The organism is Mesorhizobium sp. WSM4308 (genome assembly GCF_002294905.1).
In the GTDB taxonomy this organism is placed as follows: domain Bacteria; phylum Pseudomonadota; class Alphaproteobacteria; order Rhizobiales; family Rhizobiaceae; genus Mesorhizobium.
In genome coordinates, this window is the sequence record NZ_NSFW01000008.1 from 308731 (window position 1) to 333906 (window position 25176).

General features: G+C 62.0%; 24 protein-coding genes, 1 tRNA gene and 1 pseudogene. 16 read left to right on the plus strand and 10 right to left on the minus strand.

Going from position 1 to position 25176, the window contains the following annotated elements; genetic code table 11:
- Window positions 1-147: 147 nt before the first annotated feature.
- From CK227_RS17410 to CK227_RS17430, 5 genes are all read left to right on the plus strand, one after another.
- Window positions 148-672 (plus strand): N-acetyltransferase, encoded by a 525-nt coding sequence (locus CK227_RS17410; protein WP_027047317.1) that lies wholly within the window; start codon window positions 148-150, stop codon window positions 670-672.
- A gap of 129 nt (window positions 673-801) precedes the next feature.
- Window positions 802-1563 carry a 3-hydroxyacyl-CoA dehydrogenase gene (locus CK227_RS17415; protein WP_095773467.1) on the plus strand — a complete coding sequence of 254 codons (762 nt, stop codon included), beginning with the start codon at window positions 802-804 and terminating at the stop codon, window positions 1561-1563.
- Window positions 1564-1676: 113 nt separating this feature from the next.
- The gene (locus CK227_RS17420) at window positions 1677-2456 is read left to right on the plus strand and encodes a HugZ family protein (RefSeq protein WP_095773466.1); all 780 of its coding nucleotides are present in this window, start codon (window positions 1677-1679) and stop codon (window positions 2454-2456) included.
- Window positions 2457-2611: 155 nt separating this feature from the next.
- Entirely contained in the window at window positions 2612-2956 is a 345-nt protein-coding gene (locus CK227_RS17425) for a metalloregulator ArsR/SmtB family transcription factor (protein ID WP_027047319.1), read from the plus strand.
- A gap of 102 nt (window positions 2957-3058) precedes the next feature.
- The gene (locus tag CK227_RS17430; RefSeq protein ID WP_095773465.1) at window positions 3059-3856 is read left to right on the plus strand and encodes an RNA methyltransferase; all 798 of its coding nucleotides are present in this window, start codon (window positions 3059-3061) and stop codon (window positions 3854-3856) included.
- Between the two features lie 31 nt (window positions 3857-3887).
- Here CK227_RS17430 and CK227_RS17435 read toward each other — a convergent pair whose 3' ends face one another.
- Window positions 3888-5039, minus strand: a complete 1152-nt coding sequence (locus CK227_RS17435; protein ID WP_095773464.1) for a hypothetical protein — start codon at window positions 5037-5039, stop codon at window positions 3888-3890.
- Window positions 5040-5199: 160 nt separating this feature from the next.
- Window positions 5200-5736 carry a DUF1134 domain-containing protein gene (locus tag CK227_RS17440; protein ID WP_244277619.1) on the minus strand — a complete coding sequence of 179 codons (537 nt, stop codon included), beginning with the start codon at window positions 5734-5736 and terminating at the stop codon, window positions 5200-5202.
- A gap of 415 nt (window positions 5737-6151) precedes the next feature.
- Between CK227_RS17440 and CK227_RS17445 the strand changes: the two genes are divergently transcribed.
- The gene (locus CK227_RS17445) at window positions 6152-6781 is read left to right on the plus strand and encodes a histidine phosphotransferase family protein (protein ID WP_019860754.1); all 630 of its coding nucleotides are present in this window, start codon (window positions 6152-6154) and stop codon (window positions 6779-6781) included.
- A gap of 225 nt (window positions 6782-7006) precedes the next feature.
- Window positions 7007-7375 carry a response regulator gene (locus tag CK227_RS17450; protein ID WP_019860755.1) on the plus strand — a complete coding sequence of 123 codons (369 nt, stop codon included), beginning with the start codon at window positions 7007-7009 and terminating at the stop codon, window positions 7373-7375.
- Window positions 7376-7473: 98 nt separating this feature from the next.
- Here CK227_RS17450 and ctrA read toward each other — a convergent pair whose 3' ends face one another.
- On the minus strand, window positions 7474-8169 hold the full coding sequence (ctrA, locus tag CK227_RS17455) for a cell cycle two-component system response regulator CtrA (protein ID WP_006203583.1): 696 nt from the start codon (window positions 8167-8169) through the stop codon (window positions 7474-7476).
- A gap of 451 nt (window positions 8170-8620) precedes the next feature.
- Here ctrA and CK227_RS17460 point away from each other — a divergent pair, with 451 nt between their 5' ends.
- Window positions 8621-8998: a flagellar export protein FliJ gene (locus tag CK227_RS17460; protein WP_027047321.1), complete on the plus strand. Its 378-nt coding sequence runs from the start codon at window positions 8621-8623 to the stop codon at window positions 8996-8998.
- A gap of 82 nt (window positions 8999-9080) precedes the next feature.
- Here the strand turns inward: CK227_RS17460 and CK227_RS17465 are convergent, their stop codons facing one another.
- Window positions 9081-9479, minus strand: coding sequence for a helix-turn-helix domain-containing protein (locus CK227_RS17465; protein WP_095773462.1), 399 nt, complete (start codon window positions 9477-9479; stop codon window positions 9081-9083).
- Window positions 9480-9568: 89 nt separating this feature from the next.
- Between CK227_RS17465 and CK227_RS17470 the strand changes: the two genes are divergently transcribed.
- Complete coding sequence (locus CK227_RS17470) at window positions 9569-10495, plus strand: NADP-dependent oxidoreductase (RefSeq protein WP_095773461.1); 927 nt, start codon at window positions 9569-9571, stop codon at window positions 10493-10495.
- Window positions 10496-10564: 69 nt separating this feature from the next.
- Here CK227_RS17470 and CK227_RS17475 read toward each other — a convergent pair whose 3' ends face one another.
- Window positions 10565-10840 (minus strand): DUF1153 domain-containing protein, encoded by a 276-nt coding sequence (locus tag CK227_RS17475; protein WP_006203587.1) that lies wholly within the window; start codon window positions 10838-10840, stop codon window positions 10565-10567.
- A 287-nt stretch (window positions 10841-11127) separates the two neighbouring features.
- On the opposite strand from CK227_RS17475, the gene mnmA reads away from it, so the two are divergent.
- Complete coding sequence (gene mnmA / locus CK227_RS17480; protein WP_095773460.1) at window positions 11128-12318, plus strand: tRNA 2-thiouridine(34) synthase MnmA; 1191 nt, start codon at window positions 11128-11130, stop codon at window positions 12316-12318.
- 14 nt (window positions 12319-12332) lie between these two features.
- Here the strand turns inward: mnmA and CK227_RS17485 are convergent, their stop codons facing one another.
- The gene (locus CK227_RS17485) at window positions 12333-13298 is read right to left on the minus strand and encodes a Gfo/Idh/MocA family oxidoreductase (protein ID WP_095773459.1); all 966 of its coding nucleotides are present in this window, start codon (window positions 13296-13298) and stop codon (window positions 12333-12335) included.
- A 240-nt stretch (window positions 13299-13538) separates the two neighbouring features.
- Between CK227_RS17485 and CK227_RS17490 the strand changes: the two genes are divergently transcribed.
- Window positions 13539-13615: transfer RNA gene (locus CK227_RS17490), tRNA-Met, on the plus strand.
- A 266-nt stretch (window positions 13616-13881) separates the two neighbouring features.
- On the opposite strand, the gene CK227_RS17495 is transcribed toward CK227_RS17490, so the two are convergent.
- From CK227_RS17495 to CK227_RS17505, 4 genes and pseudogenes are all read right to left on the minus strand, one after another.
- On the minus strand, window positions 13882-14319 hold the full coding sequence (locus CK227_RS17495) for a TetR/AcrR family transcriptional regulator (protein WP_348629129.1): 438 nt from the start codon (window positions 14317-14319) through the stop codon (window positions 13882-13884).
- Window positions 14320-14386: 67 nt separating this feature from the next.
- Window positions 14387-14458 (minus strand): annotated as a pseudogene (locus CK227_RS37985) (TetR/AcrR family transcriptional regulator); the annotation flags it as partial.
- A gap of 184 nt (window positions 14459-14642) precedes the next feature.
- Entirely contained in the window at window positions 14643-17753 is a 3111-nt protein-coding gene (locus CK227_RS17500; RefSeq protein ID WP_095773458.1) for an efflux RND transporter permease subunit, read from the minus strand.
- Window positions 17753-18859: an efflux RND transporter periplasmic adaptor subunit gene (locus CK227_RS17505; protein ID WP_095773702.1), complete on the minus strand. Its 1107-nt coding sequence runs from the start codon at window positions 18857-18859 to the stop codon at window positions 17753-17755. The genes CK227_RS17500 and CK227_RS17505 overlap by 1 nt, the downstream gene beginning before the upstream one ends.
- Before the next feature lie 84 nt (window positions 18860-18943).
- On the opposite strand from CK227_RS17505, the gene CK227_RS17510 reads away from it, so the two are divergent.
- The 5 genes from CK227_RS17510 to CK227_RS17530 all read left to right on the plus strand — a co-directional run.
- Window positions 18944-19522: a TetR/AcrR family transcriptional regulator gene (locus CK227_RS17510; RefSeq protein ID WP_095773701.1), complete on the plus strand. Its 579-nt coding sequence runs from the start codon at window positions 18944-18946 to the stop codon at window positions 19520-19522.
- A 46-nt stretch (window positions 19523-19568) separates the two neighbouring features.
- Complete coding sequence (gene fabF / locus CK227_RS17515) at window positions 19569-20846, plus strand: beta-ketoacyl-ACP synthase II (RefSeq protein WP_095773457.1); 1278 nt, start codon at window positions 19569-19571, stop codon at window positions 20844-20846.
- Window positions 20847-20896: 50 nt separating this feature from the next.
- Window positions 20897-21745 (plus strand): alpha/beta hydrolase, encoded by an 849-nt coding sequence (locus CK227_RS17520; protein ID WP_095773456.1) that lies wholly within the window; start codon window positions 20897-20899, stop codon window positions 21743-21745.
- A 975-nt stretch (window positions 21746-22720) separates the two neighbouring features.
- On the plus strand, window positions 22721-23368 hold the full coding sequence (locus CK227_RS17525) for a response regulator transcription factor (protein ID WP_095773455.1): 648 nt from the start codon (window positions 22721-22723) through the stop codon (window positions 23366-23368).
- A 322-nt stretch (window positions 23369-23690) separates the two neighbouring features.
- Window positions 23691-25176, plus strand: a 1486-nt coding sequence (locus CK227_RS17530) for a hypothetical protein (RefSeq protein WP_143750508.1), incomplete at its 3' end; no start/stop codon positions are given.

Here is a 25176-nt window from a genome sequence, read left to right on the forward strand (position 1 = left end):
ATTGATGCTAGCGGACACTCCGCATGTTCGACTTTGCTTTGATCCGGTTTGACCGACGACGAAAGGGCGCCCGCGCTTGATGAAGCGCTGACTGGCGAACGCTGCCGTTTGCAGCAACCTTTCCTCCTCTACCGGAACGCAAAGACCATGAGCCTTGCCGACGTGAAATACCTGCCGGAAACTCCGGCGCACGACCCCGAAATCGAAGCCATCAATGACGAGGCCTTCGGACCCGGCCGCTTCGTGCTGGCCGCCTACAAGATCCGCGAAGCCGGCGGCCACGAGCGTGCACTGTCCTTTGTGGCGGTCGATGGCGATCTCGTCGTCGCCTCGGTGCGCATGACCCGCATCGCCGCCGGTGCCGGCCGCGCGCTGATGCTCGGGCCGCTCGCGGTGCGGCCGGCCTTCAAGAATCTCGGCATCGGTCGCCGGCTGGTGGCGATCGCGCTCGAAGCGGCTGCAAAGGCCGGCGCACCCGCCGTCATACTGGTCGGCGACGAGCCCTATTACGGGCCGCTCGGCTTCAAGCGTATCCCGCGCGGCCAGATTTCGATGCCGCGCCCTGTCGATCTCGACCGCCTTTTGTCGCACGAGATCACGCCGGGCGCGGTCGCCAGGCTCACCGGCGAGGTCGGTCATGCCAGCCAGGCCAGGGTCGCCGAGCACGTCTAGGCGATGGCTTGACCTTGGCCGTCGATCCAGGCCTGATCCATCCCTGTTTTCTGGGAGCAATTCCAGGAAGATGTGAAACGGTTCGGCGCTTTTGTGAAATAATGAATTTCTCCGGGAAAGGATGACGCCATGAACCCGAACGGCCAGATCGCGATCGTCACCGGCGGCGGCTCCGGCCTTGGCGAGGCGACGGCGCGCGCGCTTGCCGCCAAGGGTGCCCGCGTCGCCATCTTCGATGTCGGCATCGATCGCGCCGCCAAGGTCGCCGCCGAAATCGGCGGCATTGCCGTCCAATGCGACGTCAGCAACGCCGACAGCGGCGCCGCCGCCGTCGCCGAGACGGCGAGCAAGCTGGGCGAGCCGCGCCTCCTGGTCAATTGCGCCGGCATCGCCATTGGCGTGAAGACGATCGGCAAGGACGGGCCGCATCCGCTCGATCAATACCGCAAGGTGATCGAGGTCAATCTGATCGGCACCTTCAACATGATCCGCCTGGTCGCCGACCGCGCCGCCAGGCTCGAGCCGCTGCAGGGCGGCGAACGTGGCGTCATCGTCAACACCGCTTCGGTCGCCGCCTATGACGGCCAGATCGGCCAGGCCGCCTATTCCGCTTCGAAGGGCGGCGTGGTCGGCATGACCCTGCCGGTGGCGCGCGACCTTGCCCGTTCCGGCATCCGCGTCTGCACCATCGCACCCGGCATATTCAAGACACCGATGATGGCCGGCATGCCGCAGGAGGTGCAGGATTCGCTCGGCGCCGCCGTGCCCTTCCCGTCCCGCCTCGGCGAACCGTCCGAATATGCCGCACTTGCCCTGCACATCATCGAAAACCAGATGCTGAACGGCGAAACCATCCGCCTCGACGGCGCCATCCGCATGGCGCCGAAGTAGTATAAGTCCAGAAGTGCGATGCGGTTTTGGCCGACTTGCATAGAACGCTTGCCAGGACCGGCATCATCGTCTGATAAGTGGAATAGGAAAATAAACTTAGCAGGACGAGACACTTGGCCGATCGAAAGAAGGACGTGATCCGCCAGACCGACGCCGAGGCGATCCGCTTGGCGAAGACGCTTCTGCGCAGCGCCCGCTTCGGCGCCCTGGCGGTGCTGGAGCCGCAGACCGGGTCGCCGCTGGCGAGCCGGGTCGGCGTCGCCACCGATATCGACGGCGCACCGCTGATCCTGGTCTCGATGCTCTCGGCCCACACGCCCGCCATGCTTGCCGATCCACGCTGTTCCCTGCTGCTCGGCGAGCCCGGCAAGGGCGACCCGCTGGCGCATCCGCGCCTGACGCTGATCTGCCAGGCGTCGCGGCTTGAGCGTGGCTCTGACGCACACGCCCGCGCCGAGCGCCGCTATCTCAACCGCAATCCCAAGGCCCGCCTCTATGCCGGGCTCGGTGACTTCTCGATCTTTCGCCTCGAGCCGCAGCGCGCCAGCCTCAATGGCGGTTTCGGCAAGGCCTATCTGCTCGATCGCTCCGATCTCGTCACCGTCGGCCCCATCGTCGAAGAACTTGCGGTAAGCGAACAATCCGCCATCGAGCACATGAACGCGGACCATCTGGACGCGGTCGCCATTTACGCGCATCATTACGCCGGGGCATCTGCCGACGGCTGGGGCATCGCCGGTTTGGACGCCGATGGCATGGATCTGGTGTCGGGAGACGATGTTTGCCGGGTATTCTTCCCACAACCTCTGGTAGCGACGATGGAATTGCGACCCGTTCTGGTCGAAATGGCCAGGGGCCGCCAGGCGGCCGGACGGGCAGATGATGAAACTTAATTGCATTTGATCAAAAGCAACACTTGAGATTTGAAGGAAATGTTCTACCCTTCACAGGTGGCACTGACTCGTCAGTGGCCTTTCGCAAGTGAATTTATGGATTCAGGCACCATTGCCCCCATGGCGCCTTGATGAGCAAACAGCATGGGGCATTCATGGTCTCGACAAAGCTAATCGCCAACGCCGAATCTGCTGCCGAATTTTTGATGCTCATGGGCAACGAAAAGCGGCTCTTGATTATGAGCTATCTGATCGACGGTGAAATGTCGGTCGGCGCCATCGCCGACAAGGTGATGCTCAGCCAATCCGCGCTCTCGCAGCATCTGGCCAAGCTGCGGGCGCTTGACCTCGTGGAAACCCGCCGCGACCGTCAGATGATCTACTACTCCTGCAAATCCGACGCGGTGCGCGAGCTGCTTGTCGTGCTGGATGGTATTTTCGGTACCGGCAAGGAGGACCTGTCCCAGATGGCACAGAGATTGCGCCGCGCCGGGACTTGACCGGACGCTGCTGCGGCCGCTTACCTCGCTGACGATTTTCGGAGCGTGGCTTGTGCGTCTCTCCAACGCACGAACCACGCTCTCGATGTTTGAGCGCAGGACATGGACCCAATTCGCATCGACAACCCACGGGATTCACGCGTCGCCGCCTATCTCGATATCCGCGAACGCGATCTTGCAGGCCGACAAGGCCGTTTCGTCGCCGAAGGCAAAGTGGTCCTCGATCTGCTTCTGTCGTCCGGCCGCTTCGGCGCCGAATCCATTCTTGTCCTGGAAAACCGGCTCGGCGGCCTGGAGGACGTCCTGCACAAGGCGCCGGCGGACCTGCCGGTCTACGTCGTCACCAGCGCGGTGATGGATGCGATCGCCGGCTTCCACATGCATCGCGGCATCCTGGCCATCGGCCGCAAGGAGGCGCCGCAAGCGGCCGGGCCGTTGCTGGATGCGTTGCCCGACCAGGCCTTGGTGGTGGTGCTCGTCGGCATCGCCAACCACGACAATATGGGCTCGATCTTCCGCAACGCCGCCGCCTTCGGCGCCGATGCGGTGCTGATGGATGCGACATGCTGCGATCCGCTGTACCGCAAGGCGATCCGCGTTTCCGTCGGCGCCGCGCTCAAGATCCCGTTTGCATCCTTCACCGACACATCAGGCTTTACGGCGATCCTCGCCGAACGGGATTTTGCACAATTCGCCCTATCGCCGCGTGGACGAACCGACCTACGCGATGCAAGGCCGGCCGAACGCCTGGCGCTTTATCTCGGCACCGAGGGCGAAGGCCTGCCAGAAAGCCTGCTTGCGCGCCTGCAAACCGTGCGGATCACCATGTCGAAAGGCTTCGACAGCCTGAACGTCGCCGCCGCGTCAGCCATCGCGCTGCATCACTTCTCGCATCGTTGAGCAGCATGGGCGACGGCGGCGCACCGCCGTTTCAGTTCGCGTCCGCCTTCTGCAAGGCCCGCACGCGGTCGGCGAGGCTACGATCGCCGCCGTTGGATCGGCTGTCCTGTGGCGCCGCCAGGGCCTTGGCGATCGGGGAATCAGGCCCCTCGAGCTTGGCCGTCAGGTGGACGACTTCAGCAGCCAGCTCGTTCATCTGCTCGCGCAGCGCGGCACCGGCATTCGCCGTGCCCGACGATGCCGCGGCGCCGAGATCCGCCTTGAGCCGCTTGTTCTCGCGCGCCAGAGCCGTCAGCCTGGCCTCCAGCCGCTCGCGGTCGCTGTCGAGCTTGGCGATCGCCTGGTCCAGATCATCGCGCTGTTTGGCCTCGTCAGGCCTGCCCGCTTCATCCGGCTTGCCGACCAGCCGCAAGGCCGGTCCGCCGTCCTCGGCCTTCGCCTTTTCGCGCAGGCGCGCCAGCTCCCTTTCGCGGCGGTCGAGCTTGTCCTCGCGATCGGCTAGCGTCGCCAGCAGCCGTTCGACCTTCTTGTCGAGTTCGGCCACCCTTTTCTTCTCCGCCTTGAGCGCATCGCGTGCGGCCTTGCTTTCGGCCGCGATCTCCTGCTGGCGCCGGTCCGCTTCCTTGCGCTGGCCGCGCAGCAGCGCGATATCGCTGGCTAGCTTCTGCAATTCGGACTCCCGCGCCACGAGCTCGATCTGCCGGCTGGAGGAGGAAAAACTGGCATCGTCATACATCTGCTCCAGCTTTTCCAGCTCGAGCGCCCGCTTCTCCAGCTTGCGTTCGGTTTCCTTGAGCCGCTCCGAAAGCCGGTGCAGTTCCTCTTCGCGCTGCCGCAGCGCCTCGTTCTTGGCGCCGAGTTCGGCGAGCGCGTTGTTCTTGTCCGTGCGTTCGATCGCCAACCCCTTCAACGCCTCGTGGCCACGATTGATCTCGACGAGCTGTTCGGCCGCTTTCTCGCGCAGCGCCTTGACGTTCATTTCGAGGCGGCGCGTCGCCATGGCGTATTCCGCCCGGATGCGGTCCTTGTCTGCCTGGATTTCGGTCTGTGTCAGCGGGATGGAGGCCTCGATGCGCCTGCGGGTCAACGCGACGGCACGGCGCCAGACGGCCGGAGCCACCATCAGCGCCAGAAAGCCGGCGCAGAGAAAGCCGAGGGCAAAGAACAGGACCGACTGAACCAAAGGACTACCCGCTATCGGCGGCAACCGCCGGAACTGGACCGCATCACACTGGCATGGCGGAAATCCGGCGCTGCGGCAAGAGCTTGCCGCAGCACGCGGAGGGTCACAGGCCTACAATTCCCATCGAAAACTTGGCATTGCGGTCATGACCGGTCGGACTTTAGAACGGATTCCAGGTCGCCCGCTCGGTCAGTTTCAGATAGCCGAGATTGACGCCGAGCCGGGCGCCGACGCCGGTGCGGATCGGCACCAGGAGCACATTGTTGTTCTTCAGCACATTGAAGCCGACGCCTGCCACCACATAGGCCGACCCCGCGACGCCGCCATACCGGTTGTAGAGGTTGCTGACATCGTCGAGATTGTAGACCAGCATCATCACCCGGGACCCCTCGCCGCCGAAATCCCAGCCCAGCGACGGGCCTTGCCAGAACACTTTGTGGTCGCCGGCATTCTTGGTGTAGAGCGTGCCTTCGCCGTAGGTCAGGCCGCCGATCAGCGCGCCCGACCCCTCCTCACCGAGCAGATAGCCATTGGGCAGGCCGTAGGAGGCGAAGATCTTCTCGACGACGGTGGCGAGCCCACCCGATGTCGCGCCGAAGAACTTGTGACCGGAATCGATAATCTCCTGAGCGGTGTACTCCTGGGCCCGCAGGGCTGAAGTCGAGAAGACGAGGACGCCCATGAGCGTGATCGCCATTGAGCAGACACGGAGAAACTTCCGGCCTGAGGTGACGCGGAGGAAACTCCGGTCGTAGAATCGGGAAAACATGCTTCCAATCTCCGTCATGGAGCACTTTCGCCGACGCCTCGCATCCGGTCCGGCTCTTTAGGCGGCCGTTAAGGATGACTGTTAGGGGCAAACTATGCCGTAATCCTTTTTCAACCATTAACTCCCACAGGAAGATGGCGGTTCGAAGGCTGGCTTTTGGGGTCGCGCGGCTCTGAAAGCCTGCGCAAAGGCGCCATTTGCCGGACGACAATTTTGGATTTGTTGCTGTACGTACAGCTGCTGTGTATTCAGAAAGCCTCGGGTTGAGGCGTGATTCGTATAGGCAGGCGCGACGATCGCTCGCTCGGCCAGGAATTGTGGAATTTTGCAGGGATTTTCACCGATGGCCGATCTGTTCACCCTTTCCGCGCCCGACCTCGCGGCGCTTCTGTGCAGCCGTGTCTGCCACGACATCATCTCGCCGGTCGGCGCGATCAACAACGGGCTTGAACTGCTTGACGAGGGCGGCGCCGACGAGGACGCCATGCGGCTCATCCGCCAGAGCGCCAAGAACGCCTCGGCCCGGTTGCAGTTCGCCCGCATTGCCTTCGGCGCGGCAGGCTCCGCCGGCATGCTGATCGACACCGGCGACGCCGAAGCGGTGGCGATCGCCTTCCTCAAGAACGAAAAGCCGGAACTGACCTGGAATGGGGCGCGCGCGCTTCTGCCCAAGAACAAGGTCAAGCTGCTGCTCAACCTGATCCTGGTCGCCAACGCCGCCATTCCGCGTGGCGGCAAGCTGGTCGTCACCCTCGAGAATCTCGAGACCGAGCCGCGCATTTCGCTTTCGGCAAGCGGCCCGATGCTGCGCGTGCCGCCGAAATTCCTCGAACTGCATTCCGGCCACAAGCCGGAAGAGCCGATCGACGCGCATTCGGTGCAACCCTACTACACGCTGCTGCTGGCCCGCGAGGCCGGCATGACGATATCGATCCATGCGACGGCGGAAGAAATCGTGCTTTCGGCAGCCTGAGCGTCCGGCCGGCTTGCCGGGAGAACAAAGTATTTCAACGGCGTAATATTGCCGTGACGGCTCAATCCGCGGCGGCAGCGAAGCATTCGCGAAGAAAAGCCTGCCCGGCGTCATCTTTCCAAAAATTTTACCTAAAGACTTTTCGGGTTCTTTACCAGATCGGCCTAGGGTGCTTGTCAGATGCCCCACACGACCGAATTGCCCCAAGGCAAAGAGGACCCGGAAATGAAACGCTGCATGTTCGTCGACGATTCAAGCGTCATCAGGAAGGTTGCAAAACGCATCCTGGGCGGTTCCGACATGGTGGTCATCGAAGCAGCCAGCGGGCTTGATGCACTGGAGATGTGCGCCGCCGACATGCCCGACATCATCGTCGTCGACGGTGCCTTGCCGGACGTGCAGGCGGTTGACCTCATCCGCCGCGTGCGCGCCATGGAAAGCCCGATAAGACCGCAGATCCTGATCTCGCTGGTGGAGCTCGACATCGCCTCGATCATGCGGGCCAAGCGCGCCGGCGCCCAGGGCTATCTCCTGAAGCCGTTCAATCGCCCGCAATTGCTCGAGCGCTTTCGAAACCTGAAAATCGCAGCTTGAGGCGGCAGAGGCCTCTCATCGCTGATCCATGACGCAAAAACCCGGCCGAAGCCGGGTTTTTTGTCGATGATGGCAATGATTCGGGCGGCGCGCGCCGCTCAGGCGCTGACGCGGATGTCTTCGGGTTCGCGCAGCACGTAGCCGCGACCCCAGACGGTCTCGATGTAGTTCTGGCCACCGGATGCGGCGTCGAGCTTCTTGCGCAGCTTGCAGATGAAGACGTCGATGATCTTCAATTCCGGCTCGTCCATGCCGCCATAGAGGTGGTTGAGGAACATTTCCTTGGTCAGCGTGGTGCCCTTGCGCAGCGAGAGCAGCTCCAGCATCTGGTATTCCTTGCCGGTAAGGTGCACGCGCTGGCCGCCGACCTCGACGGTCTTGGCGTCGAGGTTGACCACCAGGTCACCGGTGGTGATGACCGACTGAGCGTGGCCCTTGGAGCGCCGCACGATGGCATGGATGCGCGCAACCAGCTCGTCCTTGTGGAACGGCTTGGTCATGTAGTCGTCAGCGCCGAAACCGAGGCCGCGCACCTTGTCCTCGATGCCGGCCATGCCGGAAAGGATCAGGATCGGCGTCTTTACCTTGGAGAGGCGAAGCGTTCTCAAGACCTCGTAGCCGGACATGTCGGGCAGGTTGAGATCGAGAAGGATGATATCGTAGTCGTAGAGCTTGCCCAGATCGACACCCTCTTCACCGAGGTCCGTCGTATAGACATTGAAACTTTCCGATTTCAGCATCAGTTCGATGCTTTGTGCGGTTGCACTGTCATCTTCTATCAGCAGAACACGCATTTCATTCCCCTTTTCTGCTGCCGGACCATTTCACGACCCGTCCTGCCCCGGAGCAGTGGTTGCCTTGTGCAGAGGCTGCCATTGAATGGTTAACAAAACCTAATTTCCCGTCCATGACGGTATCAGATTTTTTAACCCCTTTCTACACCCTCTTGAATCTAATAACGAATCTCATACCCAAATTCCTAATGCAACACATTAACAACCTGGACTAAGCGACTCCAGGGACTCATCGACGCGCCTTCGCTTCGGCGGCCGGAATTTTTACCCGGCCTTAAGTCCTGACCCGTATGATTAACAATGCCCGTAAACGAATGGTTACCGCCGGCAAAAAACTTTAGGGTTTTGTTTCCCATAGTTCGGGAGATGCCGGTGGACACGGGCAAAGCCTGGGCCTTTCCAGGTGGTTTGGACGATATGTGCGGGTGTGCGTTTCCGGGAGTACCGAATCATGAAGTCACGTGAAAACCTCGTTCGGCTGAAACAGTTTCAGGTGAATGAGAAGCGGCGCCAGCTGCTGCAGCTCGACATGATGATCGCCGAGTTCGAACGCATGGCCGTCGAACTGGAGCTTCAGATCACCGCCGAGGAAAAGAAAGCCGGCATCACCGACATCAATCATTTCGCCTATCCGACCTTCGCCAAGGCGGCCCGCTTGCGCCGCGACAACCTCAGAAATTCGCAAAGCGACCTCGCCCAACAGCGAAGCACTGCCGAATCATTACTCGGCGAAGCTGAAGCGGAGCTTTCCAAGGCTGAAATGCTGGAATCGCGCGACACCAAGGTCCGCGAAGCCGAAACCGGCGGCCGCAGCGCCATGATCGGCTGAACCGGCGAGATCGGCACCGGCGCGGGCGGGGAGTTCATCGGGCCATCGGCCCGAACCACCCCCTTGCCGCGAGATCCCCGCTCTAGGCGGCCCAATCCCCTTCACTTACGGCAATCGCCCTGGCCCGGGCATCCTTGATGTCAGGCGCGTGCTGCTCCGCCCATGCCCTGATCTGGGTAAGCAGCCCTCCCAGATTCTGGCCAAGCTCGGTCAATTCATATTCGACGCGCGGCGGAATGACCGGAAAGATCTCACGCCGCACAAGACCGTCGCGCTCGAGCACGCGCAATGTCTGCGCCAGCATCTTGGGCGTGATCCCTTCGAGTTTGCGGGCCAGCTCGCCATTGCGCAGCCGGCCTTTGCGCAGCGCGCAAACCACCAGATAGACCCATTTGCTGGCCAGCATCTCGAGCACGGTGTGGGAAGGACACGTCCGCCGGAACGCATCATAGCCGAAGGGAGAGTCGTTATCACTATCCATGAGGTGAGTATATATCAAAAAGGTACATACTGGACAAGGGAATATTACTATCCAAATGATAGCGGCACCAACCAAGCAGGAGAGATACCATGCGTGCCGTTATCCAGAATTCCTTCGGCGGACCCGAAGTTCTTGTCATCGCCAACCAAATCGATCCCTCTCCCAAGCCCGGCGAAGTGCTGGTCCGGGTCAAGGCAGCCGGCATCAATCCGGTCGACGGCGCCGTCCGCTCTGGTCACTACAAGCTTCTCGGAGAGCCGCCCTTCATCGTCGGGTGGGATATTTCGGGAACCGTCGAGGCGCTCGGCGCCGGCGTCACCGGCCTCAAGGTCGCAGACGAGGTGTTCGGCATGCCACGCTTCCCCAAGCAGGCGGCGGCTTACGCCGAGCGAGCAGCAGTGCCCGCCGACGAGGTCGCGCTGAAGCCGAAGGCGGCGGACCATATCCAGGCAGGCGCGTTGCCGCTGGCCGGCCTGACCGCCTGGCAGGGCCTTGTCCGCCATGGCGCCTTGAAGTCGGGCCAGCGCGTGCTGGTGCATGCGGCGGCCGGCGGTGTCGGCCATCTGGCAGTGCAGATCGCCAAGGCGCGCGGCGCCTACGTCATCGCCACCGCCAGCTCCAACAAGCTCGATTTCGTCCGCAAGCTCGGCGCCGACGAGGTCATCGACTACACTCAAGGCGATTTTGCCGGCCGGATCAGCAACATCGATCTGGTGCTGGACCCAATCGGCGGCGACCATGCGGAACGCTCGCTGAAGGTCATCAGGAACGGCGGCGTGCTGGTGTCCTTGCTGGATCTGAACGACACCACCAGGGCGCTGGCCAGCGCGCGTGACATCTGCGTCGAGCGCATGTCCGTCGTGCCTGACCGCGAAGGCCTGGTGGAGCTTGGCCGGTTGATCGACGCGGACAAGCTCACCGTTCATGTGGCGAAGAGCTTCCCGCTCGAAGAGGCCGGGGCTGCTCACGCCTTTCTCGCCACCAAGCCAATCGGCAAGGTGGCGCTGACGATCTGACCGGCAAAGACACGACCCAAAAGCAAAAGGGCGCGGCATGCCGCGCCCTTTTGTATCTTCAGCCCGGCCCTAGTGCCGGTATTGCTGGATGCGCGTGGTGCGCAGCCCGGCAAGGCCATATTCGTCGATCGACGCCTGCCAGGACAGGAATTCCTCGGTGGTGAGCTTGTAGCGCTGGCATGCCTCTTCGAGGCTCAAAAGCCCGCCGCGCACCGCCGCGACCACTTCCGCCTTGCGCCGGATAACCCAGCGACGCGTGTTGGTCGGCGGCAGATCGGCAATCGTGAGAGGGCTGCCGTCAGGCCCGATAACATACTTAACTCTAGGTCTAACCAGATCGGTCATCGTACTCTCTACAAAAAACTCAAAGACCCAATCCCCGCCACGTTACCGCCACAGCTTTAAAAATTGCCTAAGCAGACCCTAATGACTAGGTAAGGATCGTGAACGCCGCGTTAGTGTTTTCGCAGGCATTTGAAATATCCGGCTGGAAGCCTTGAATTGGTTGGAAAAAATCCGGCCGATCGCGGATCACGCGCAATCGGCCGATCGCCTTGCAAGCTGGCGCCGGCGGAAAGCTTGACCTATATTCTCGACATTGGCATTCAGACGCCGCGCAGAATGAAAGCATCATGAACAGTCTCGACCTTCCCGGACGTCCCGAAAACACCCGCATTGTCGTCGCCATGTCGGGCGGCGTGGATTCGTCCGTGGTCGCCGGCCTGTTGAAACGCGAAGGTTATGATGTCGTCGGCGTCACCCTGCAGCTTTACGATCACGGCGCGGCCACGCACCGGGCCGGTTCATGCTGCGCGGGACAGGACATTGACGATGCCCGGCGTGTTTCCGAGACGCTGGGCATCCCCCACTATGTACTCGACTATGAGGAGCGCTTCCGCAAGGCGGTCATCGACCCCTTCGCCGAGAGCTATGTCGCCGGCGAGACCCCGATCCCTTGCGTCTCCTGCAACCAGACTGTGAAGTTCGCCGATCTGCTGGCCACCGCCAAGGAACTGGGCGCCGATGCGCTCGCCACCGGCCACTACATTCGCTCCGGCGCCAATGGCGCCCACCGCGCGCTCTACCGGCCGGTCGATGCCGATCGCGACCAGAGCTATTTCCTGTTCGCCACCACGCAGGCGCAGATCGACTATTTGCGCTTTCCCCTGGGCGGCCTGTCGAAGCCGCAGGTTCGCGCCATTGCCGAGGAGATGGGGCTGACGGTGGCCGCCAAGCAGGACAGCCAGGACATCTGCTTCGTGCCGCAAGGCAAATATTCCGACATCATCGCCAAGCTGAAGCCAGCCGCCGCCAATCCGGGCGACATCGTCCATATCGACGGCCGCGTGCTCGGCCGCCACGAGGGCATATTGCGCTACACGATCGGCCAGCGCCGCGGCATCGGCATCGCGTCGGGCGAGCCGCTCTATGTAGTCCATCTCGATGCCGAACGGGCCCGCGTCGTCGTCGGCCCGCGCGAGGCGCTGGAGACGCACAAGATCTATCTGCGCAACATGAACTGGCTTGGCGACGGGCCGCTCAGTGATATTCCCGAAGGCGGCCTTGAACTGTTCGCCAAGGTGCGCTCGACCAGGCCGCCGCGTCCGGCAGTGCTGCGCCACATCGCGGGCGTGACGTCGGTCGAACTGGCCGACGGCGAGTCCGGTATCGCGCCCGGCCAGGCCTGCGTGCTCTATTCCGACGACGGCAACGAAGCGCGCGTCTTCGGCGGCGGCTTCATCGAGCGCTCCGAGCGCGGCGCCGAGGCCGAGGCCATGCTGACGAAGCTTGCGGCAAGGCCGGCGCAAATTCCCGCCGAATAGACGGTCGCGCTTTTTCAGTCTTTCGACTTGGTGTGGGTGACCGTGCCCGCCGTCAGGATGCGCAGCACCCTGATTGCTTCCTCGCCGCTGGTGCGCGGCTCGGCCCGCGTCTCGATGCAGTGGATGAAATGCTCAAGCTCGCGCGTCAGCGGCATGCCTTGCGCGACCGCGACATAGGACGGCTCGTTGGTGGTGAAGGCCCATTGGCCGCTGTCCTGCCAGACCGCATGGCGGTAGACGGCAAGCTTGCGCTCCCACGGCTCGACATCGTCGAACACCGCCATCGCCTTGGTCCCGACCACGGTCAGCCGCCTTTCGCGATAGGGATTGAGCCGCGACGTGAAAAGATGGCTGCGCAGGCCGTTGGGAAAGCGCATGTGCAGATGCGCGAAGTCGCTGAGATTGTCGAGGAGGGCCGCACCCTCGCCGCGCACCTCGATCGGCTCGGTACCGGTGATGGCCAGGATCATCGACAGATCGTGCGGCGCCAGGTCCCACAGCGCATCGTTCTCGGTATGGAACTTGCCAAGGCCAAGCCGGTGCGAGTGGATGTAGCGGACCTCGCCAAGTTCGCCATTGTCGATCAGCCCCTTCAGCGTCTCGAAGGCGGGATGAAAACGCAGGACATGGCCGACCATGAAGACACGGGCCTTGTCCTTGGCCGCCTGCACCGAGCGCTCGGCATCCGGCACCGTCAGTGCGATCGGCTTCTCCACCAGCACGTCCTTGCCGCTCTCGACGGCGCGCACGGAGAGTTCGGCATGGTATTGAGGTGGCAAGGCCATGACGATGGCGTCGATGTCGTCCCGGCCGAACAACTGGTCCGGCTCGATCGCCAGACAATCCTGTTCGCTGGCAAAGCCTTCGGCACGCGCCCGGTTGGCGTCGGAAACCGCGTGCAGCGCGCCAAGCGCCTTGAGGGTGCGGATATGGTTGCTACCCCAGTATCCGCAACCGAGGACTGCAATGCGCGGCTTCATCTGTTTCAAACTCTAAAAACTCGTGGCCGAGACATAGCGACGTGCCCCTTCGAACTCAACCCCGGCGGTTGCAACCAAATGTCCATGCGGCAAAGCTTTTTCGGCAATGAGAATATGCGGCGATATGGAATGCTTCGAAGCTTGACAGGCTCGCCCTCCCAACCTTATATCCGCGCGACCTTGGCGAACGCCTCGAAATGCCTTTCGATTTGAGGCGGATTTCGGGCCTTTCGCCGCCCTGGCGGGGTAGCTCAGTTGGTTAGAGCACGGGAATCATAATCCTGGGGTCGGGGGTTCAAGTCCCTCTCCCGCTACCAAAATTCCTCTAAACTATTGAAATCACAACGAAATCGCGGATATATAATAGCGCCGCGCTTGAAAATCCTCAATGATTTCAAGGCCCGGGGCCATACGTATCTGCTGACATTGTGGTGCCGACCAACGTCGTGGATGCCGCCAGTTTGCGACATTGGTAGTCAGCTTCGCGCGTGTTTCAGTTCCCAAAGCGAGTGTCGGATCTATGACGCGAGGCCGCGTCGGCCTGGTTGCTGCATATTGCATGACGTTTGTTTCGGCAGGCCGCTTAGTACGACTTGCCGAGGGCTTTCAGGATGAAGCGAACCTGCTCGCGCAGGCCCATCCCGATGTCTTCGCCATGTTGAAGACAGTGCTCGATCAGAATTGGATGGAAGAACGCCGTGAATGCGGTATGGACGGCACGCGCCGCCTCGGCGGGATCCTCGACCTTGAATTCGCCCGCTTCGATGCCCTCGCGGATGATCACCTCGAAGATTGAAATCAGTCGCTCGGTATGCGCCTTGATGATCGCCCGGTTCTCCTGCATCGCGGCGACAATCATGTCGTGCATGCGCTTTTCCTTGAAAAGGATAGTCTTGCCGTGGTGGTGAATGGCGGTCAGAAGCCGGTTGAGTTTCTCGGAGGCTGGCGCGCTCGTGCGTGCGATCGCAAAGGCGATCTGGGCGACCTCGTTGACGACCTGCCCACAAATGGCTTCGATGATCGCACCCTTGGAGGGGGAAGAAACGGTAGACGTTTGCCGAGCTCATGCCGAGCTCCGCGGCAATGTCGGTCACCGACGTCTTATGGTAGCCGATGCGGCGAAACTGCTCCTCCGCCATCTCCAGGATGCGTGCGCGCATCTCGTCGGGATCAGTTCGCGTTCGGAGCGGACGATTCACGGATGTCTCCAGAATTGATGAAGCACGAGCCTGCGGGACAAGCCTGGACGATCAGCAGTAAGTGGTAAGTTCGAGCCGTTGGCCTTGCCTTGGTCGGGCAAAGCCAACGGCGGGAACTTGAACAGTTTCCTGCGATTGCCGGCCCCTATTCAGCCGCCATTGCTACTGGCACTTCCGGCTCCTGCGTCGAAACCTCCTGGACCTCATCCGCGGTCGGCTTGATCCGGAACCACGCGACATAGAGCGCTGGAAGAAACAGCAGGATCAGTACCGTGCCGGCCGCCGTGCCGCCGATCAGCGTATAGGCCATCGATCCCCAGAAGACGGAGTGCGTGAGAGGAATGAAGGCCAGCACGGCGGCAAGTGCGGTCAGGATCACCGGCCTCGTGCGTTGCACCGTGGCCTCGATAACGGCTTGATAGTCGTCAAGGCCGGCGGCACGGTTCTCCTTGATCTGTTCCGTCAGGATCAGCGTGTTGCGCATCAGGATGCCGGCCAGCCCTATCAGGCCCAGAATGGCGTTGAATCCAAAGGGCTGGTTGAAGGTGAGCAACATGGGCACGACGCCGACGAGGCCGAGCGGCGCCGTCAGCATGACCATCGCCATCGTCGAGAAGGATCGCACCTGCAGTATGATGACGATCAACATGGCGGCGATCATGGCCGGGAAGACTTTACCCAGCGCTGTGTTGGCTTTGGCCGCCTCCTCGATCGATCCACCCATTTCGATGCGGTAGCCGGCCGGAAGGGATCTGATCACCGGCTGAAGGGCCGTCATGATCTGCTTGGAAACCTCTGGAGGCTGCGTCGCCTCGTTGATGTCCGAGCGGATCGTGATGACGGGTGTGCGATCGCGTCGCTTCAGGATCGGCTCTTCCAGGCGGACGTCCGAGTGACCGATCTGGTCGAGCGGAATCTGGCGGCCATCCCGGCTCATCAGCGAGAAGTCGGCCAGACGCGTCGGATCCAGCCGCTCACCGCCGGCGCTGCGTGCCACGATGGGAACATTGCGAATGTCCTCGCGGACCTGCGTGACGGGGATGCCGGTGAGGAGGAACTGGAGTTGCTGGGCCACCTCCGCCGGTGACAGGCCGATGAGGTTCAGTCGATCCTGATCCGGGATGAAGCGCAGTACCGGCGTGCGATTGCCCCAGTCGCGATTGGCCTGCCGCACATCCGGCACGCCGCGCATGATGTCGAGGGCTTTTTCGGAGATGGTGTACAATTGCCGCTGGTCTGGCCCCATGACCCGGAACTCGACCGGGAACGGCGTGTAGGGTCCGAACACGAGTTGCGTGACACGGACGTTCGCTTCGGGGGCAAGCCCTGTCGCAACCGCCACGCGGAGCCGGTGCTTCAAAGCCTCGCGCGCCTCCGCGTCCGGTGTCAGCACGACGATCTTTGCGAAGGCGGGATCAGGCAATTCGGGCGCCATGGCGAAGAAGAAGCGGGGAGCGCCCTGACCGATATAGCTCGTCACGATCTTGGCCTCGGGCTGGCTGCCAAGCCAGTGTTCCAGCTTCTCGACCGTGGCGGTCGTCGTCTCGATGCTGGTGCCTTCCGGCAGGCGAACCTCGACCAACACTTCAGGGCGATCGGATGTCGGGAAGAACTGCTGCTTGAGACCGCCCATGCCAACAACCGAAAGCGCGAAGACGATGCTGACAGCAGCGCAGGTCAAAAACTTGTGGCGCACCGCAAAGGTGATGAGCCGGCGAAGGCGCCGATAGTTCGGTGTGTCGTATATGGCGTGAGCGCCGCCTTCGACTGGTTTGATCGCGGGCAGCATCTTGATGCCCATATAAGGGGTGAAGATCACAGCGACGATCCAGGAGACGATGAGGGCGAACCCCACGACCCAGAAGATGTTGCCGGCGTATTCGCCCGCCGTCGAGCGCGCGAAGCCCACCGGCAGGAACCCGGCAATCGTCACGAGCGTGCCTGAGAGCATCGGCGCCGCGGTGTGGCTCCACGCATAGGCTGCTGCCTTGATGCGGTCCATGCCCTCCTCCATTTTCACCACCATCACCTCGATGGCGATGATGGCGTCGTCGACGAGGAGGCCAAGCGCCAGGATGAGGGCACCGAGCGTGATGCGGTCGAAGAACCGGCCGGTTTCCAGCATGATGAGAAACACGACGGCGAGCGTCAGTGGGACCGCGGCCGCCACGACGATGCCGACGCGCCAGCCAAGGCTGAGCAGGCTCACCAGGAGCACCACGCCGAGCGCCATCGCGAATTTGAGCATGAACTCGTTGACCGACGAGCCAATATTCACAGCCTGGTCGCTGACTTTGGCCAGCGTCATTCCGAGCGGCAGCGTCTGTGCGATGGAAGCGGACTTCTCCTCCAGCGCCTTGCCGAGTTCAAGACCATTCCAGCCCTCCTGCATCACTGCAGCGAGCATGATGGTCGGCTCACCCTGGTGCCTGATGATGTAGGTGGGAGGATCCTCGTAGCCGCGCCGGACCTCGGCGACGTCGGAGAGCTTCAGCGTCCGTCCCGCGGCGACGATCGGCGTGTCGGCGATCGCCTGGACACTGTTATAGGCGCCGGCGACCCGGATAAAGACCTGCGGCCCCTCTGTGTCGATCGAGCCCGCCGGCGTGACGGTGTTCTGCCGCTGCAAGGCGGCGATGATGTCTTGTGCCGACACGCCGAGGGTTGCCAGCTTGGCATAGGAAAACTCGGCGAATATCTGCTCGGGACGTTCGCCGAGGATGTTGATCTTCTTGACGCCGGGCACATGCAGAAGGTCCTGGCGAATGGTCTCGGCCTGCCTGGCAAGTTCCCGCATCGGCATGCCTTGGGCCTTCAATGCGTAAAGCGCGAAGCTCACATCCGAATACTCGTCGTTGACGAAGGGACCGAGCACGCCGGGGGGCAGGTTGCGGGCTTCATCCCCGAGCTTCTTGCGGGCCTGGTAGAACTCCTCCTGCACGCTGGATGGCGGGGTGCTGTCCTTCAGCGTAACCGTCAAATAGGCATAGCCTGGCCGTGTCGTCGTCTCGACACGGTCGTACCAGGTCAATTCCTGAAGCCGCTTCTCCAGCGGTTCGGCGACGAGGTCCTGCATCTCGCGAGCCGTTGCGCCCGGCCATACCGTCGTGACCGTCAGGGTCTTGATGGTGAAGTTGGGGTCTTCGGCACGTCCAAGCATGAGGAAGGCGTAGGCGCCGGCCGCGACCAGCAGAATGATGAAGAAGAGCGTTACGGCTCGCTCGCGAACGGCGATCGCGGAAAGATTGAGGTTCATCAGTTGCTCCCGCTTCCAGAGGCGGTCCTGACGCGGGTGCCCTCCTGCAGGAGATGTGCGCCGAGCGCAACAATCGAATCACCGGAACTCAGCCCGGAGATCACGACGGTTTCGCCGGTCAAACGAACAAGCTTGACGGGCCGAAAATGCACGGTCGAGGTTGCGCCGTCCAGAACCCAAACGCCGGTCTTCTGGCCATCATCCAGCACGGCTCCCAGCGGCACCTGGACTTCCGGTTCACTCGCCTGGCTTGCAAGCCGAATGGTTACCGTCGCGCCAAGCGGTGCTGCCGCGGCCTCACCGTCGAGCACATAGCGGGCCTCATAGGTGCGGGTCTGGGGATCGGCAGCGTCCGACAACTGTCGCAGATGCGCCGTATAGTGCTGCCCATCGGCCCCATACATCGCCGCCTCGGCTACCGAGCCGATCTCCGGCCGGATCGTTTCGGGAAGCGCTACAACCGCTTCGCGGGGACCGGCGTCGGCGATCCGAACCACGGTCTGTCCCGCAGTGACAACCTGTCCAGGCTCACCAAGCGTTTCGATGACCGTTCCATCTGCGTTCGCGTCCAGAATGGAATAGGCCGCCTCGTTCTGCGCGACCTTCGCGTCCGCTTCCGCGGCCGCGAGCTGTGCGGTCGCGGTATCAAGTGCTGCCTTCGCCTGCTCGTAACGCTGCGGAGTTGCCGCCAATTCCTTCTGGACCAGGACGGCATAGCGCTTTTCGTCGGCGCTCGTCTGAACCAGGGCAGCGCGCGCCGCAGCGACAGCGTTGCGCTTCGCGGTGAGCGCAAGGACGAGATCGGCATCATCGATCCGCAGCAGCGGTTGGCCTGCCTTGACCTGTTCGCCAACGTTCACAAGTCGCTCGATGATCTTGCCGGAGACGCGAAACCCAAGATTGCTCTGCACCCTCGCCGCAATTGTGCCCGTGAAGCCGCGGTCAGATCCGGTCACCCCCGCTGCCGTCACCAGTCTGACCATCGGAGGTTCCTGCCTCGGGTCAGCCGCGGCAGCGGCCGTCTGCGTGCGAAGCGTAATGAATGCGGCCATCCCTAGCCCCACGACCAGGATGCTCGCCAGTCCAATAACAAGTCGCTTTTTCATGCCCATCGCCTTCTGTGAAAATAGATTGCATTCGTACTCTATAACTGATATAGATTACGAACGCAATCAAAAAGGAGACGGATGATGCGTGTGACTCGCAGCCAAGCTGAGCAGAACCGGCAAACCGTGATCGATGTGGCGAGCCGGCTTTTTCGGGAGCGCGGATTCGATGGCATCGGCGTCAAGGATTTGATGGAAGGCGCCGGGCTGACACAAGGCGGGTTCTACAAGCAGTTCGCGTCCAAGGACGACTTGGTCGCGCAGGCGTCCAGAAGGGCATTGGAGAGTTCTGCGAACCGATGGTCGACAGCGGCCGCGGCGAGCCCTGAGGATCCGCTTGGCGCCGTGATCGACTTCTATCTCAGCACCGGGCATCGCGAGGAAAAGATGGACGGCTGCCCGGTGGTTGCGCTTGGCTCGGATGCTGCCAGGCAAGGCGCCGAGGTGAAAGCATCATTTGAGGCCGGCATCCGAGAATACCTCGAGATGCTGGGCTCATGGGTTGGCAAGACCCGCGGCGAGGAGGCCGGCGTTAAGGCCATGGCCGTTCTCTCGACAATGGTCGGTGCGGTCGTCCTCTCGCGCGCCGTCAATGATCCCGACCTCGCGAGGGCTTTTCTGGGTGCAGCGTCCGATCAAGTTCGCGAAGCAGTCGCGGCTTGAAAGCCGCACGCAGCGCTGGCGACGCACCCAAGTGATGGGAGAATAGATGCGACGGATCGTTGTTACGGGCATGGGAGCGGTCACGCCCCTTGCCGCACATGTGGAAGCCTCCTGGTCTCGTCTGCTGGCCGGTCGCTCGGGCATCCGCAGGCTGCCGGACGATGTCGTGGGAGACCTGCCGGCGAAGATCGGCGGCACGGTTCCTTCCCTGGAAGAGGATCCCGAAGCCGGCTTCGATCCCAATACCGTCCTGGCGCCGAAGGACCAACGCAAGGTGGATCGCTTCATTCTCTTCGCACTGGCGGCAGCGGAAGAGGCGATTGCCCAGGCGAACTGGAAGCCGGTTTCGGAAAATGACAGGGTCCGCACCGCGACGATCATCGCATCGGGCATCGGAGGGTTTCCCGCCATAACCGAAGCGGTGCGAACGGTCGATCAGCGCGGTGTTCGACGTCTTTCACCGTTCACGGTGCCATCCTTCCTGGTCAACCTGGCGGCAGGACAGCTTTCGATCCGTCACGGCTTCAAAGGCCCGCTCGGCGCGCCGGTGACGGCATGCGCGGCCGGCATTCAAGCGATCGGCGACGCGGCTCGTCTTATCCGCGCCAATGAAGCTGACATCGCGGTGTGCGGCGGAACAGAAGCCTGCATAAATAAGGTCAGTCTCGGTGGGTTTGCCGCGGCACGCTCTCTTTCGACGTCCTTCAATCATCGTCCAGAGGAGGCCTCTCGCCCGTTCGACCTGGCGCGCGACGGCTTCGTCATGGGCGAAGGCGCCGGCATCCTGGTCATCGAGGAATTGAGCCACGCGCTTGCGCGCGGCGCCAAACCGCTCGCCGAACTGGTCGGCTATGGCACGACGGCGGACGCCCATCATGTCACTTCCGGTCCCGAGGACGGCGATGGCGCGCGTCGAGCCATGGAGATCGCGATTGCCCAAGCCGGCATTTCGGCGCGCGAGATCAGCCACCTCAATGCGCACGCGACGTCCACGCCAGTCGGCGACCTGGGGGAAATCGCCGCGGTCAAAAGCGTCTTCGGGGAAGATTACGGCATAGCGGTCAGCGGCACGAAGGCGGCCACCGGACACCTGCTTGGAGCCGCCGGCGGGCTTGGCGCGATCTTCGCGATCCTGGCGCTCAGGGATCAGGTGGCACCGCCTACCCTCAATTTGAACACCCCTGATCCAGCGGGTGAAGGGATCGACTTCGTCGCAAACCGGGCCCGGCCAATGGAGATGGAGTACGCGATCTGCAACGGCTTTGGCTTCGGAGGCGTCAACGCCAGCGCGCTGTTCCGACGGTGGGATTGGCGCGCCGGTTGATTGAGATGCGCTTGCCTCATTTGCCGTCACAAACAAAGAAGAGATATGAAATGCTAACGGCCACCAAATCCCAGCCAAGCCTCTTGCAAATATCGGACGCGCTCAGCCTGCGTTATGAAAAGAGCGGCAATGGCCCGCCATTGATCCTTGTGCATACGATCCGCACACAGCTTGAATATTTTCGCGGTTTGGCCCCTCTCCTCGCCAAGTCGTTTACGGTTTATGCCATCGATCTGCCTGGACACGGCCATTCGCCGATCGACCCGCTCGCGTCCTTCGATGAGCCGTATTTCAGGCAGAGCGTCATCGGCTTCATCGAGAAGCTCAACCTCACCGGCGTCACGCTTGTTGGCGAATCGATCGGGGGTGCGTTGGCTCTCACGGTCGCTGCCGCCATTCCGCGGCGGGTCGAGCGCGTCTTCGCCAGCAATCCTTACGACAACGAAACCCGTTATGGCGATGGCCTGCGACGTGGCAACTGGTTCGCGAACCTCATCATCGGAAGTTTGCAGATCCCAATTCTTGGTCCGTTCAATGCGTGGATGGAAAACCAGATGGTACTCGGCAAGATCATGGGTGGCGGATATCACGATCCGCGCAAACTGCCTTCCGAGCTTCTGGCCGAGTTCGGCCGGGTGGCGCAACGCCCTGGATATAAGCGCATCGCGCGCAAAGTGCTGGCAGGTTGGCGATCCTGGAGCGAGGCGCGGGACCAGTATCGGCACGTCTCAACGCCCGTAACGCTCATCTATGGCGACAGCGACTGGTCGCGCCCCAACGAAAGGGAGCGGACCAGGGCACTGCTCCCTGACGCGCGCATGCTCACGCTCAAGGATACCGGACACTTTTCGGCGGTGGAGAATCCATTGGGACTGGCACGCATCATACTGGGGAGTTAGCTGCCGAATCTCAACCGCCTTATGACGGGAGATGGCGACGCCCAGGCTGGCCCAGCAGGCGACGCGGCACGTACGTACATGAGCCTTGCTGCATCATGAGATGCAAGACAATTCGAGTCCCTCCGTTGTCATGTCTGGACCGTCGCGGCGACCTTCGGGAAAGGCGGTAGCGCCCTCCCGCCACCAAATTTCATCAAATAAGAATCAGTTACCTGGATTCCCCCAACTGCATCCGGTGGATGATTTCAAGTCGCGTCCGGAGCTGGCACATGCAGAGGGCCAGCGAAGACGTCTCGGGCTGGCTCATTTCGGTCGGCTGTAGGTTAACCGTTGGGGAATGGCCGGTGCGGGTGGGCTTTGGGGCGCGACAGACGCCGCACCGGCCATTGCGGTGAGTTTTCGGGTTCCTCCCCGCTCCAATGAGTTTGTCCGAATATTAGCAAGCTTGCAATTAAGCCTGTTGGGCTACCCAGCCGTATGAGGCTATACCGGCCGTGTGGAATTCCATCGGACAGGCTCGACTTCCTCGCCGGTGACATGTCGCACGGCCTTCAGCCGGCTTTGACTTCCTTCATTCGCATGTTTCGCTGTTGCCAATTGGAGTGCATATATCCCGCCAGCCGGCGCCGCCCGTCCTCAAGGCCCTGTCGGTCAGGCCCAGCGGCCTTCCGCTGCCAGTCCCCCTAGCAACCCCAGGCGCTGGGCCGTTGCCTGAGATCGCGGCCCGCGGCCCTGCAGTTCGAGCACCCGGAGATCCTCAAAAGATCCTGATGCATCGAACCGGCTCAAGGCTCTCGCCGCGACGACGATTCCGACTGCTGCCCTGCGAGGTGCCCATGCCGGGCGCCTCAACAGCATTGGCTTGCTATTATAGCAAAATGCATATTAGCTGTTGCTTGACAAACTGCTTAAGCTCTGGTTTCCTGATTTTACGGATTTTAGACAAGTTCGTTGCGTTTTTTACGGACGGTTCGCATGTCAACTCTGGTTGTTGCGGACCCGCGGGGGGTTTATCTCGCCGGTCTGGAATGGGTGCTGCGCAAGGCTGGACACGACGTTGTCGCCCAGTGCCGCCGCCCTGCGGACGTTCTCCCTTATGTGGCGCGCCATCGGCCCGATATCGTCATCGTCGGGCTGGACATTGCCGATCCGCAGGCAATCGGTCTTTCCTCCCGGCTGAGAGCCTGCAACGACAGTCTCGGCGTCATCTTCATCGTGCAGCCGAACGGCAGGCTCGATATCAAGGAAATACAGGCACTCGACGGCGACGGTCTGCTGCTCGACGGCATCAGCCACCGCTATCTCGCCGAATGCGTGAATGCGGTGGCGGCGGGCAAGAAGTGGATCGACAACAAGATCGTCCAGCAACTGCTGATGCCTCGATCGCAGCCCCAGCCGAAATCCAGGCTGACCGGGCGGGAGACCGAGATCGCCGATCTCGTCTCGCGCGGATTGCGCAACAAGACCATCGCGCAGCGGCTGCATCTATCCGAAGGTACGGTGAAGATGCACCTGCATCACGTCTACGAGAAGCTGCACCTCGACGGCCGGGCGGAATTGGCCTGGGTAGCGCATGGCGAAGACGACGAGCGTCCAGGAATAGGCCGAAGCGGCCTGCTCTGACCATCTCTCCCTCTTTAGCTTGGCATCGACATGATGCCCGCAACGGGCCGGCAAGCCGCCTGATGCCAATGGCCGCGACAACAGCGCCTCCGCCCGCGCCGGCTTGATCTATCGAAGGATATATATCGTTCGATCAGCTACGGACATCCACCCTAATACTATCGAAGCGCAAATGGACGCGTCCTCTGCGTCGGCGGCACAATCGCGTAGGAGGGCCGCACAGCGCGCGACCGGATGCACTCGGGTAGGGGCATTCCGGCCGGACGTGCGGATCGTTCTAATAAAACCTCGCCATCAAACCTCTCCAAAGGGGACGACGACCATGGCCACCACCATCACCATCAACGGCACATTGATCCTTGATCAGACTTCGGGGCAGCAGACGCCGGTAGACGGCAACGACACCGTAATCGGCAGCGATCTCAGCGGGCTTTCCTCCGCTTTCCAGACTTTCCTGAACGGCCTTGCCGGCGAGCTGCAACTGTCTGCGGGCCAGCGCGCCTATGCCGACGATGTCGAGGCCGCGGTCAGCGCGGCCGGCCTCGTCACGGTCAATCCTGACGGGGCGACGATCAGCAAGCTGTTCTTTTCCGATGGTAGCGGCGCGCCGCTTGACGGCGACCAGGTCATCTTCAATGGCAGCCCGCTGCAAACGGTCGATGGCGACGCCATCTATCTGCATTCCTATGCCAACGGCACGATCGTGCTCGCCACGACAAGCGCCATCGAAGGGTTAGGCGATGTCGTCGCTGCTTTCTACCTGAAAGCGGCCGGGGACAATCTCAGCGCCAGCATCGAGATGGTGACCTTCGAGGCCATTGCTCATCCCAATACCGCGAATCCAGATGACCGGATCGACTGGACCAACCTGCTCAATGTCTCTGCTTCGGGATCGACCTCATTCAATTTCGACAATCTCGACTCTGGCAACCATCTGTTCGTGGCAGTCGGCACATCGGGCGCAGGATTGTTGGTGAGCGGCATACATCCGGTCATCCACGCAGACGGATCGCTCGACAATTCAGGTGACAACATCAAGACCAGCCAGGGCGGCATTGGCGCCACGATCGGCGTCAACAACCAGATGTTCGATCCGGGTGAGACGGCCGTGTTCAGTTTCGTCAAAGGCCAGGCACCGGGCACTTATGGCGACATCGACAATATGAGCTACACCGACTTCATCGATGTCACCGACGCCAAGCTCTTCATCTCGCAGACCGAGGGCAGCCCGGGCACCAACTTCACCGTCAAGATCGGCGCGTTCAGCGCCGGCGGCGCGACAACCTCTCCCGAGCAGGGCCGAAGCTATATCGACAACAATCTCGGCAGTGGCAGCAACCTTGGCAACGACGCCGGCCAAAGCGCGCTTGCCGACGATGCGGCGGTGGCTATCGTTCGCGTCGTCATCAGGGACGGCACCGGCCAGCAGGTCACCGACACGACGTCGTCGAACGGCTTCGTCACCTTCAACGGGGACGGAACCATAACCGCCCAGCACCTCAACGATGCCTATACGGTGCAGTGGTTCACCGACAACAGCAGCACACAGGCAGTGGAAACCTTCAACCGCTTCCAGGCGACGGCGGTGGTCGGCAAATTCGACGTCGGCCGGGTCGACCTGTCGCAAGGCGTGACGGTGACCCAATCGGTCGGCGACAAGCTGTTCACTGACGACGATGGCCCGACGGCGGGCTTGACCGAGAACGCGGCCAAGGTACTGCATGACGAGACGGCCGGCGTCGATGCCAGTTCCAATGACCAGGCCGGCGCCTTGCCCGCCGCCTTCGCGGCGCTCGGCACAGCGCTCG